Origin of the sequence: Flavobacterium silvaticum, from assembly GCF_012911565.1 — a bacterium.
Classification (GTDB): Bacteria; Bacteroidota; Bacteroidia; order Flavobacteriales; family Flavobacteriaceae; genus Flavobacterium; species Flavobacterium silvaticum.
The window spans coordinates 1-243 of the sequence record NZ_JAAMPU010000014.1 but is presented as its reverse complement, the minus strand read 5'-3'; the positions used below and the strand labels follow the sequence as shown (position 1 = coordinate 243).

The window sequence follows — 243 nt, the reverse complement described above, 5'->3', positions numbered from 1 at the left end:
GCTTAATTGTTAATCGTTACTTAATTGTCAATTACCGTTTGATCACACGCAACGTCTTCACGTTGCTTCCCTGTGTCAATACGATGTTGTAGACACCGCTCGGGTATTTCTCCCCGAACTGCGCCAGTTCGATCCGGCTGGCCCCGAAGGATCTTTCCTCAAGCAGTTTACCGATCATGTCGTACACGCGTACCTGCACGGCTTCCTCCGAAGTGGAATCCAGGTCGAGCGAGAAGCTCTCGG

1 protein-coding gene is annotated in these 243 nt (G+C 51.4%); it reads right to left on the bottom strand.

Going from position 1 to position 243, the window contains the following annotated elements:
• Positions 1 to 31: 31 nt before the first annotated feature.
• Positions 32 to 243: T9SS type A sorting domain-containing protein (locus G6047_RS00035; protein WP_169525254.1), on the bottom strand; the 212-nt coding region annotated here is incomplete at its 5' end.